Genomic DNA, 12,167 nt, shown 5'->3' on the forward strand with positions numbered 1-12,167 from the left:
TAATCAATTTATATTTATATTTTCACCATAAAAATATATCATACACGCTTATAAAAACAAGTATTATGATAGGAATTATCTTATTAAAAACAAAATAAAACCTCCAGCCTTAGGCCGAAGGTTATTGAGAATAAAATAAAGCGAAGAGTCCCAATGGTGCCGTCGCTTTAGATCCTTAGTTTTGATCCCGCAACTTTTGCAGGTGGGTGTCCTATTCCCGATATTGTAAGTCCCCATACCGTTGAAGGCGAGGCATTTACGCAATCAGAAAACTCCAGACTCCCGAATCATTAATGTTGGTCAAAACTTTAGGTAATACAACGAACATTTCAGGACTCTTCTTTACTTGCTCTTATTATAACACAATTGGCAGAGCGCATCAAGAAATCATGTAAGCGAATTCCTGTTATTTTTTAACATTTAATGACAAATTTAATTCCTGCAATTGAGCTTCAGAAACTTCCCCAGGTGCGTCCGTTAACAAGCAGCTAGCACTAGCTGTCTTTGGAAATGCAATCGTATCACGGAGGTTAGAGCTGCCAGCAAGGAGCATAATTAAGCGGTCAAGGCCAATCGCAATCCCGCCATGCGGCGGTGTTCCATAGTCAAATGCATTTAATAGGAATCCAAACTGTTCCCTTGCCTGCTCAGGAGTAAATCCTAAGACACTGAACATTTTTTCTTGAATTGGACGCTCAAAAATCCTGAGTGATCCACCGCCAAGTTCATACCCGTTAAGGACAATGTCATATGCTTGGGCACGTACTTTTGAAGGATCGGAATCAAGGTATTCTAAATCTTCACGGAACGGCATCGTAAATGGATGATGCGCAGCGTAATAACGGCCTTCCTCCTCATCATACTCCAATAACGGCCAATCTGTGATCCAAAGGAAATTAAACAAGCTTTGATCAATTAATCCTAATTCTTTACCAAGCTTTAAGCGGAGGGCTCCAAGCGCATCTGCGACAACACTCTTCTTATCGGCTACAAAGAGGAGTAAGTCCCCTTCAGCTGCCTCAAGGGTTGTTTTAAGTGCCTGGGCATCGTCTTCAGCAAAGAACTTTGCAATTGGTCCTTTTAAGCCTTCTGCATCCACCTTTAGCCAAGCAAGACCCTTTGCACCATATACAGCAACAAATTCAGTTAATGCATCAATATCTTTACGCGAATACTTGTCAGCTGCGCCTTTTACATTAATGGCTTTTACTTGACCACCATTTGCGATTGCTGCAGCAAAAACTTTAAAGCCAGAGTCTTTCACGATTTCGGACAGGTCAACAAGCTCTAAACCAAATCGAGTATCTGGTTTATCCGAACCATAGCGGCGCATTGCTTCATCATATGTCATACGTGGGAAAACTTTTGGTACTTCCACGCCTTTTACATCCTTCATCAGCTGTGACAACATTCTTTCCATCATGGAGATAATGTCATCTTGATCCAGAAAACTGGTTTCAATATCAATTTGTGTAAATTCAGGCTGCCGGTCTGCACGTAGGTCTTCATCACGGAAACAGCGGGCAATTTGATAATACCGTTCAATTCCGCCTACCATAAGTAATTGTTTAAACAATTGTGGTGATTGGGGAAGAGCATAAAATTCGCCTGGGTGAACACGGCTTGGAACTAGATAATCCCTGGCACCTTCTGGAGTGCTTTTTGTTAAAATAGGGGTTTCAATATCTAAGAAGCCTTCTCCATCAAGGAAATTTCTAACAAACTGTGTCACTTGATGACGCATTTTTAATGTTTCAAACATAACGGGACGGCGGAAATCTAAATAACGGTATTTTAAGCGTACGTCTTCTGACGCATCCGTTTTATCAGAAATCATAAACGGTGGTGTCTTTGATTCATTGATAATCGTTACGTTTTCTGCTTGGACTTCAATTTTACCTGTTTTCAAGTTGTCGTTGACCGTTCCTGGCTCACGAGCAACCACTGTTCCGACTACATCTAAAACAAATTCATTACGAATTTTCTCGGCTGTTTGTAACGCTTCGTTTGATACATCCGGATTGAACACAACTTGAATAATACCCGAACGGTCGCGCAAATCAATAAAGATTAATCCGCCAAGGTCACGGCGTTTCTGGACCCATCCTTTTAAGGAAACTTTTTCACCTACTGCTGATTCTGGAACATCACCACAAAAATACGATCTGCCAAACATTATTAATCCCCCTTAAGATTGCATTTCCTGAAATTGTTGAATGAACGTGGCTAGGTCTACCTCCACTTGTTCGCCTGATGCCATATTTTTCACGTTTATTTTATTATTTTTAAGCTCATCTTCACCGAGAATCGCAACAAACTTGGCCTTTAAACGGTCTGCGGCTTTAAATTGAGCCTTAATTTTACGATCCAAATAATCACGCTCTGCTGAAAAACCAGCCATTCGCAATTGCTGTAATAGTCCAACCGTGTAATCTTTTGCTTCCTCACCAAGTGCAGCTAAATAGCAATCAATCCCCTGATTAACTTCTAACTCGATTCCTTCTGCGTTCAGTGCGGCGATAAAGCGTTCAATACTTAAGGCAAAGCCAATTCCTGGTGTCTCTGGTCCACCAATTTCTTCTGCTAAACCATTATACCGGCCGCCGCCGCAAAGAGTGGTGATCGCTCCAAACCCTTCCGCATCACTCATGATCTCAAAAGCCGTGTGATTATAATAATCCAAACCGCGGACTAAATTAGCATCCACTTCAAACGGAATATCGAGCACCGTTAAGTAATGCTGTAATTTTTCAAAATACGCTTTGGAATAATCATTAAGATAATCAAGGATCGATGGTGCTGATTTCATTAGTTCATGATCCCGATCTTGCTTACAATCTAGAATACGAAGCGGATTTTTCTCCAGACGATTTTGACAATCATGGCAAAACTCGCCAATCCGAGGTTTAAAATGATTCACTAGCGCTTCACGATGAGCTGTCCGACTTTCCTTGTCACCAAGGCTGTTTACAATCAATTTTAGTTTTTGTAAGCCCATCTCTTTGTACAAGTTCATCGCAAGTGAAATGACCTCAGCATCAATGGCTGGATCGTTACTGCCTAAAGCTTCTACACCAAATTGGACAAACTGACGGAACCTGCCTGCCTGCGGACGTTCATAACGGAACATCGGTCCCATGTAATAAAGCTTGACGGGCTGATTGGCAAGTCCGAACATCTTTTTCTCCACAAAGGAGCGAACAACTGCTGCTGTACCTTCTGGTCTTAATGTGATACTGCGTTTTCCACGATCTTCAAAGGTATACATTTCTTTTTGCACGATATCTGTGCTATCACCTACACCTCTTGAAAAAAGGTCAGTATGTTCAAAAATTGGGGTGCGAATTTCTTGATATTGATATTTCTCACAAAGCTCCCGCGCTTTGGCTTCAATTAGTTGCCACTTCTCTACCTCTCCAGGCAGAATGTCTTGCGTGCCTCTTGGAATGCTAATTGACATAGTGGTAAACCTCCTCTTAAAAAATGTACTTTTATGTAAAAAAATTATTATTTTACAAATAAAAAACTCCCATCCCTTGTATGTTCATACAAGGGACGAGAGTTTTTCATATTCCCGCGGTGCCACCCTAGTTGAAAAGCATGTATCATTCATGAATGCTCTTCCTCTTAAACAGTTAACGCCTGCTCACGTTCTTCTCCTACTAATGCCTTAAGCCTTTTCAGAGTGAAGCCTACGGAGTGTTCATTCATTAAGGCACATGTAGAAATGTTTTCAGCCTAAGACATTTCCTCTCTTTTCATGGGTAGCTTAATTACTATTCTCCATCATTGGTTATATGGATATTGTTTTATATTTATATAATGATACGGAGCATTGAAGGCAATGTCAAGAGTGTTTTACGACCTTTCTAAATGTTTTTTTAACTTTCTGACATCGCCCATCGTTAAACCAAATTCAGATGCCAGTTCAAAAGTGGTGGCATGTTGTTCTTTTTGAATAAAATCATGAAAATCCACACCAAACAGGCGTCCTTCCATTGATTGAATGTTCATCCCTTTTTCGCTTAGTCTCATACCCATTCACCTCTATCTTTTCTTCTATTATTTCCATTATGACAAAAAAACTTGCATGACTTTTTACATTCACTTGGACTTTTTTAACAATTAAGGAATGTATTTCTCTCCTATTTACGTTAAAATATAATAGAAAAATGGAAGTGCCTTGTCCCAGCACTTTGATAGACAACAAGAGAAGGAGGGTGACAATGCTCAAAAAGTATAGTTTTCTGCTATTATCTATCATTCTATTTTTCGGAGCTTTTCTGCCAATAGAAAAAGGCAATGCTGCAAGTGGCACACTAACCATTTCTAGTGAAACGGCCAATGTCCGCAGCGGACCGGGATTAACTTATCCCCTCGTCAAAGTTGCCAAACGAGGCGAAGGCTATTCGATTGTAAAGGAAAAAGGCGAATGGATAGAAATTAAGCTTTCATTGAACAAAACGGGCTGGGTAGTTAACTGGCTTGTGACAAAAGAAAACGAGTCAAAGAAGGCTGTTGCCTCATCATCGGCTAACAGTAATAATACCAATGCTGTGGCCAATACCGACCAATTAAGGGTTCGCTCAGGACCTGGGACAAGTTTTCAAATTATTGGATTCTTAAATAAGGGACAAACAGTAACCGTCCTAGAACAAAATGAAAATTGGTATAAAATCACCTCAGCTTTTGGTGATGGCTGGGTTATACGAGATTTTTTAGAGCTTACAGCAAGTAAACAAGAGAAAAAGGCTCCAACGTCTTCCAATCAAACGGAATTAGGGATGGTCAATGCTGATACCATAAATGTGAGGAAAGATCCTTCTACTAAGAGTGCAGTTATTGGAAAACTATCAAATGGAACAAGCGTAACCATTTATTCAAAGCAAAATAATTGGCTGGAGATTGGTTTTTCTAACCTTAGAGGATGGGTAAGTTCGGAGTTTATTGGTACCGGGACAGTAAAGGAAACAGTTAAAAAAGAATTGTCAGGAACGAAAGGAACGGTAACCGCGAACAGTCTTAGTGTCCGCTCAGGGTCATCGTTAAACTACCCTATTATTGGCTCCGTTTCAAATGGGGAGAATTTTGTCATTTTGGAAGAAGTGAATAATTGGGCAAAAATAGAGTTTAAGTCTGGTAGATTTGGATGGGTTTCGGGATGGTATCTTGAAAAAAATGCAGTGCAAGCTAAATCACCGACGGGACAAGCAGTGAAAGAAAACACGATTACCATCTTACATAACGGGACAAACATCCGTAAAGAGGCAAATGTGCAATCGAATGTCGTACAATTGGCTAACGAAGGAGAAACTCTTTCCGTTATACGAATTGTCAATGACTGGTATGAAGTAAAGCTTAAGAATGGAAAAACTGGATATGTTGCAGGCTGGATTGTTTCAATTGATGGGACAAAACCGCAGATTCAAAAAGCGGGAGCAGAAGACTATCTAAAAAATAAGACGATTGTACTCGACCCTGGCCATGGCGGCGGGGATAACGGAACAACAGGTGCAAATGGGACATTGGAGAAGGAATTGACACTTCGAACCGCAAGGCTATTGTATGATAAACTAAAAGCCGCCGGCGCCACTGTCTATCTTACACGGACCAGTGATTCCTTTATCACGCTTCCGTCCCGTGTAAATGCGGCTCGTACGTACGATGCCGATGCCTTTATAAGCCTTCACTACGACAGTAATACAGACCGTAGTGTGCGTGGGATGACAGGCTATTATTATCATGATTATCAAAGATCCCTTGCTGATTCTGTCTATACTTCGGCAGTCGCGCAAACCAAATTGAATGACCGTGGTGTGCGATTGGGGGATTTTCACGTGATTCGAGAAAATAGTCAAAAAGCAGTCCTCATCGAACTTGGATATTTAAGTAACCCGGAAGAGGAAATTACTCTAAATTCCGGTTTATATCAGGAAAATGCCGCGTCAGGTTTATATAATGGTCTAGCACGCTATTTTAAAAGCAACTAATATCATCTAGCTCCAGAGGGTTTGTACAACCTTCTGGGGCTTTTTTATGCGGTTTCTTGCAAAAGTGATGGTGGATTTTACGTGTGCAAAGTTTGGATTCTACAAACATTAAGGTGGATTCTACAATTTTTAGAGTTATTCTACAAACATTAGGTGGGATTCTACAATTTTTAGAGTTATTCTACAAACATTGAAAGGCATTCTACAATTTTTAGAGTTATTCTACAAAAATCAAGACTAATTCTACAATTCATAGACCCCACACTCCCTACACTCTAAAAAGGCACTAAAAAAGGGCTCAGCATCCAAAACAAGATGCTGAGCCCCATATACCTTATTTACTGTCCACAATTAGGGTAACCGGACCGTCATTAATCAATTCGACGTCCATCATCGCACCGAACACACCTGTTTCCACATGGACCCCTTTTTCACGAAGCAATTGATTAAAAGCTTCATAAAGCTCGACAGCTTGTTCGGGCCTTGCGGCAGCCATAAAGTTAGGTCTTCTTCCTTTTCGGCAATCTCCGTAAAGGGTAAATTGGGAGACGGAAAGAATTTCCCCTCCCACATCCAATAATGACAAGTTCATTTTTCCAGCGTCATCTTCAAAGACCCTAAGGTTCACAATTTTATCCGCTAAATAGGCAGCATCCGCTTCAGTATCCTCATGTGTCACACCAACCAGCAGGACAAAACCCTTGGTAATACTGCCGGTTATTTCACCGTCAACGGTAACCTTAGCCGCTTTACTGCGTTGTACTACTACCCTCATACCCTGAGACTCCTTAGTTCATAATTCGGCGAACCGAATAAATATCTGGGATTTGCTTAATCCGCTCCACCACTTTATGGAGGTGATTAACATTATGAATAGCAATGGTCATACTAATCGTGGCCATTTTATTTCGATCCGTTTTACCCGTAACGGCATTAATATTTGTTTTAGTCTCATTAACGGCCTGGAGAACTTCATTCAACAATCCTCTTCGGTCAAAGCCGCTGATTTCGATATCAACATTATATTCTTTACGGTCGTTTAAGGCTGATTCCCACTCAACTGGAATCAATCTGTTCTGAGCGTCATTGGAATCAATATTCGTACAATCTGAACGGTGGACAGAGACACCACGGCCTTTGGTAATAAAACCAACAATCTCATCGCCAGGAACCGGGTTACAACAACGTGATAAGCGGATTAATAAATTATCAATCCCTTGGACACGTACGCCGGATTCCCGCTTTTTAGCAGATGGGAAGGTTTTAAGATCGGTAATGGCATTGGTAATGCTTGCCTCCTGTTCCTTATCCCGTTTCTTCCGCCACTTTTCTGTTAAGCGGTTAGCCACTTGCAAGGCTGTGACGCCATTATAACCGACGGCCGCATACATATCTTCTTCGTTTGAAAAATTAAATTTCTCGGCAACTTTTTTCAGATTGTCCAGAGTTAAAATTTCTTTAATATCGAATTCCATGCTCCGGATTTCTTTTTCGACTAGCTCTTTGCCTTTAATCACATTTTCATCACGACGTTGTTTCTTGAAAAAGGCGCGAATTTTATTTTTCGCTTGTGAGGTTTGGGCGAGCTTTAACCAATCCATACTTGGACCGTAGGAATGTTTCGATGTGAGAATCTCAATAATATCCCCGGTCTTCAGTTTATAGTCAAGTGTCACCATTTTGCCGTTCACTTTTGCACCGATCGTTTTATTGCCTATTTCAGAGTGAATTCGGTAGGCAAAATCAATCGGGACAGAACCAGACGGCAATTCAATAACCTCACCCTTTGGCGTAAACACAAACACCATGTCGGAGAACAGATCAATTTTTAAAGATTCCATAAACTCTTCGGCATTAGCTGTATCGTTTTGAAACTCAAGAATTTCCCTAAACCAGGTTAATTTTTGTTCGAAGGTTGATGTATCACTAATCGTTTTGCCTTCTTTGTATGCCCAGTGAGCCGCAACCCCGAATTCAGCAATTCGGTGCATATCATACGTTCGAATTTGGACCTCGAGCGGGTCCCCTTTAGGACCAATCACCGTTGTATGCAAGGACTGATACATATTGGGCTTAGGCATGGCAATGTAATCCTTAAAACGGCCAGGCATAGGCTTCCAGCAGGTATGAATAATGCCAAGGACAGCGTAGCAATCTTTTATGCTGTTCACGACAATACGAACCGCAAGCAAGTCATAAATTTCACTGAATTGCTTGTTTTGCAGAGCCATTTTTCGATAAATACTATAAATATGCTTAGGCCGGCCTGAAAGCTCCGCTTTAATCGAAACTTCACCCATTCGGTGCTTCACTTCTTCGATCACGTCTTCTAAATATTGCTCCCGTTCCGCGCGTTTTTTCTTCATAAGGTTTACAATCCGGTAATATTGCTGTGGATTTAAATACCTTAATGCGGTATCTTCCAACTCCCATTTAATCTTAGAAATACCAAGACGATGAGCTAAAGGTGCAAAAATTTCAAGTGTTTCATTTGAAATCCGACGCTGTTTCTCAACCGGAAGATGTTTAAGTGTCCGCATATTATGCAAACGGTCGGCAAGCTTAATTAAGATGACACGGATGTCTTGAGCCATCGCCACAAACATTTTGCGGTGATTCTCCGCCTGCTGTTCCTCGTGAGATTTATATTTAATTTTCCCTAACTTTGTAACCCCATCGACAAGCATGGCCACTTCGCTGTTAAAAGCCTCTTCAATATCCTTTAAGGATATATTCGTATCTTCTACAACGTCATGGAGAAAACCTGCAGCGACCGTAGCTGGATCCATCTCGAGGTCTGCAAGAATTCCTGCAACCTGTATCGGATGAATTATATACGGCTCTCCCGATTTTCGATATTGTTCACGATGAGCATGTTTGGCATATTCATATGCTTTCTTAACTAAATCAACATGCTCTTCATTTAAATATTTCCGCGTCTTGTCGATGACTTGGTCGGCTGTTAACACTTGATCATTCGCCATGAAATCACCTTTATTTTCATCTCATTTTTATTTAACAAAATCAAACCAAAATTTTTTCCTCTATTGTGTAAACCACTTATAGAATTCTCTATAAGGATATAAATGTTATAGTTTAAAAAATCGTTCCTAAATTAGAATGATTGTTACTATTATCGAAAAAAATAACGAAGATGTAAAGAGATTCTGCCTTTTTTCTAGAAATTACGATAATTTTGTCGATTTTTCCATCTATTATGGCTACATTTAACCGCAAAAATAACAAATTCAGGACTATTTATTTATATGAAAGAGAGCACTCTATTTTGAGTGCCCTCTTTACCTTTTAATAGTGCATCAATGTTAATACATCGTAGCCGTCTAGTTTTTTACGTCCTTCTAAGTAGCTTAACTCAACTAAGAAAGCGATACCAGCAACTACACCGCCAAGCTGTTCCACCAATTGAATGGTAGCGTCGATCGTGCCGCCTGTTGCTAACAAGTCATCTGTGATTAAAACACGTTGTCCTGGTTGAATCGCATCTTTATGAATAGTCAGGACATCTTTCCCATATTCAAGTCCGTAGCCCACTTTGATGGTTTCCCGTGGGAGTTTGCCTTCTTTACGAACGGGAGCAAATCCTACTCCCAATGCGTAAGCAACTGGACAGCCGATAATGAAGCCGCGTGCTTCAGGTCCTACAATAATATCAATTTGTTTCTCTTGAGCATAGGAAACGATTTGATCTGTTGCATATTTATAGGCATCACCATTATTCATTAAAGGTGTAATGTCTTTAAACTTAATTCCAGGCTTTGGATAATCAGGTACGATCGTAATAAATTCTTTTAAATCCATTCTTCAATTGCCTCCTCAGTTTTAACCGACTCTTGAATAACTTGATCGAACCAGCTTTTTAATTCCTGAAAGGATGAAAATAATAAATCTCTTTCGAGTGCATACTGAGCTTGTTTTAATTGATAAGTTCTTGAGTCTGTTAGATCACGCTTTTGCGCTCCAGTTTTTAAAGTTATAAATCCATTGTTTATTGTAACAAAATCCAGTTCAGAAAACACCTTTGAAATAAAGATAATCGTTTCCATTGACCAGCCGCGATGTTTAGCTATTTGCTCCCCATGGCGTTTCAGGTCAATAGGGCCTTTTTTCAAAAGAAAAGCATAGAACCATTTAAAATGATCGCGAGTCGGTATCATAGTAAAGAAATCACTGGATTCTTTATAAAAATAAGCATAAATCCTTGATGGTTGTTTTCCTTCTAATAAAACCTGAAGCAGTTCCTTTGATGGCGGCATATCAATTAAAGCAATATTGGCTTGATCTCCATCAAATTCTTTTGCTTCCTCAATTTCTTGGATGAGATTGGCATCTGCTCGCAAGTCAGGCGCTAGGAAATCTAGATGTTCTTTATTAAAAACAACCAGTTTTCTATTTTCAACAGGGACTGCTTGTTTAAGATTATGGATCCGTTTTTGGCCGCGATAATCAAATAATTGCCATGAATCAACAGCGATATCCTGGATAAAAATTTGTGGTTTACGTATATTGTTCCATTCATTAATAGATAATTCTCCTATTAATGAAATTTTCGAAGCTGGTGAAATATGGTCAACTAATGACCCCAATCCAAAGCCGACTCCATCAAGATTGGCACCATCTTCATTGACTACCAACTTTATATGGTTTTGTTCACTGCCAATTTTCCTCATCGTGGCAATCTCCACCTGATTAATTAACACTTTAGGTTTTGGATTATCCATACCAAACGGAGCGAGCAGATTGATTTCATCTAAAGTGGATAAACTAATCTCGTTAAGATGGATTTCCTCATCAAGATGGGTAATCGGAATTAAATGGTCAGCGGTCAGCTGTTCCTCTGCCAAATGATTTAAACGTGTTCGAAGCTCCACCACATCTTCCAGCTTTAACGTCATTCCGGCAGCCATTGGATGCCCGCCAAAATGGGGAAGGATTTCTCGGCAGGTTGATAAGTTTTTAAAAAGATCAAACCCCGCAATACTCCTGGCTGAACCCTTTGCAAGGCCTTTTTCTGGGTCAAAATTTAACACAATCGTTGGCCGATAATATTTTTCAACCAGTCTCGAAGCTACGATTCCAATCACGCCGGGATTCCAGCCCTCTTTGCCAATGACGAGAACCTTATTACGGTCAATCGGGAAGTTTCTTTCAACCTCTTCCATTGCTTCCTTTGTAATCGTATTGACAATAGCTTGTCTTGTCTTATTTAATTGATCCATTTCCTCAGCTAAGGTTCGAGCTTCCTCCGGGTCTTCCGTTAAGATCAGTTGAACTGCTAAATCAGCATCTTCTAATCTGCCCACCGCATTAATTCTCGGAGCAAGGGTAAATCCAATCGTTTCTTCATTGATCGACATCAGGTCAACACCAGCTAGTTTTAAAATAGCTTTAAGACCAATGTTCTTAGTCATCTTCAGCTTTTCAAGGCCATTTTTGACGATGAGACGATTTTCCCCTTTTAATGATACTAAGTCAGCGACAGTACCAATTACCGCTATTTCAAACAAATGCTCGGGAACTTCCCCGTATAAGGCATGGGCAAGTTTAAAGGCAACTCCAACTCCTGCCAATTCCCGAAATGGATAAATACTTTCAGGATGTTTTGGATGGATAATAGCTAGTGCTTCAGGTAAGATAGGGCCTGGTTCATGGTGATCGGTTATAATCAGGTCCAAACCAAGTTCTTTCGCCACCGCAGCTTCATGGACCGCTGCTATTCCTGTATCCACCGTAATGATTAATTTAATTCCTGATTCTGCCGCCTGACGGAATGCAGGTTCATTCGGACCATATCCTTCTGTAAATCGATTGGGAATATAAAATTGCACATTCGCACCCAAATCACGAAGGGTAATCATTAACACAGACGTACTGCTGACACCATCCGCGTCATAATCCCCATAAATGAGAATGGGTTCCTGCTTTTCGATGGCATCGCGAATTCTATTAACAGCAAGATCCATCCCTTTTAACAAATAAGGGTCATGGAATTCACCTTTTCCAAATAAAAAATACCGTGCAGTATCAACGGTATCCAATCCACGGTTAACAAGTAATGATGCAACTAGAGGTGTAATATTTAATTCATTTGCAAATTTCTTTACCAGGTTGTGATCAGAACTGCGAACAATCCATTTTGTTTTTGATTTTAACATTGGC

Annotated in this window: 8 protein-coding genes, 1 other RNA gene and 1 other annotated feature; of the genes, 1 reads left to right on the forward strand and 8 read right to left on the reverse strand. The window is 40.3% G+C overall.

All coding sequences use genetic code 11. The annotated features are described in order from the left end of the window. Window positions 1–143 precede the first annotated feature (143 nt). The 4 genes from ssrS to AC4E8C_RS17395 all read right to left on the reverse strand — a co-directional run bounded on the left by ssrS (window position 144) and on the right by AC4E8C_RS17395 (window position 4,035). Window positions 144–339: non-coding RNA, 6S RNA (gene ssrS, locus AC4E8C_RS17380), on the reverse strand. Between the two features lie 67 nt (window positions 340–406). Next, a complete protein-coding gene (gene aspS / locus AC4E8C_RS17385) occupies window positions 407–2,176 on the reverse strand; it encodes an aspartate--tRNA ligase (protein ID WP_490207913.1) in 1,770 nt (589 codons plus the stop codon). Between the two features lie 12 nt (window positions 2,177–2,188). Next, a complete protein-coding gene (gene hisS / locus AC4E8C_RS17390) occupies window positions 2,189–3,460 on the reverse strand; it encodes a histidine--tRNA ligase (protein ID WP_490207915.1) in 1,272 nt (423 codons plus the stop codon). A gap of 88 nt (window positions 3,461–3,548) precedes the next feature. Further along, window positions 3,549–3,799, reverse strand: a binding site (T-box leader). Window positions 3,800–3,858: 59 nt separating this feature from the next. Then, window positions 3,859–4,035: a hypothetical protein gene (locus AC4E8C_RS17395; protein WP_490207917.1), complete on the reverse strand. Its 177-nt coding sequence runs from the start codon at window positions 4,033–4,035 to the stop codon at window positions 3,859–3,861. Between the two features lie 191 nt (window positions 4,036–4,226). Here AC4E8C_RS17395 and AC4E8C_RS17400 point away from each other — a divergent pair, with 191 nt between their 5' ends. After that, on the forward strand, window positions 4,227–5,990 hold the full coding sequence (locus tag AC4E8C_RS17400) for an N-acetylmuramoyl-L-alanine amidase family protein (RefSeq protein ID WP_490207919.1): 1,764 nt from the start codon (window positions 4,227–4,229) through the stop codon (window positions 5,988–5,990). A 334-nt stretch (window positions 5,991–6,324) separates the two neighbouring features. Here the strand turns inward: AC4E8C_RS17400 and dtd are convergent, their stop codons facing one another. The 4 genes from dtd to recJ all read right to left on the reverse strand — a co-directional run bounded on the left by dtd (window position 6,325) and on the right by recJ (window position 12,163). Beyond that, window positions 6,325–6,765, reverse strand: coding sequence for a D-aminoacyl-tRNA deacylase (gene dtd, locus AC4E8C_RS17405; protein WP_490207921.1), 441 nt, complete (start codon window positions 6,763–6,765; stop codon window positions 6,325–6,327). A 13-nt stretch (window positions 6,766–6,778) separates the two neighbouring features. Beyond that, window positions 6,779–8,974, reverse strand: coding sequence for a RelA/SpoT family protein (locus AC4E8C_RS17410; protein ID WP_490207922.1), 2,196 nt, complete (start codon window positions 8,972–8,974; stop codon window positions 6,779–6,781). 322 nt (window positions 8,975–9,296) lie between these two features. Then, complete coding sequence (locus tag AC4E8C_RS17415; protein ID WP_490207923.1) at window positions 9,297–9,809, reverse strand: adenine phosphoribosyltransferase; 513 nt, start codon at window positions 9,807–9,809, stop codon at window positions 9,297–9,299. Further along, window positions 9,800–12,163 (reverse strand): single-stranded-DNA-specific exonuclease RecJ, encoded by a 2,364-nt coding sequence (gene recJ, locus AC4E8C_RS17420; RefSeq protein WP_490207924.1) that lies wholly within the window; start codon window positions 12,161–12,163, stop codon window positions 9,800–9,802. Before recJ ends, AC4E8C_RS17415 begins: the two co-directional genes overlap by 10 nt. Window positions 12,164–12,167: the final 4 nt, after the last annotated feature.

Source organism: Neobacillus sp. SRL179, assembly GCF_984799095.1.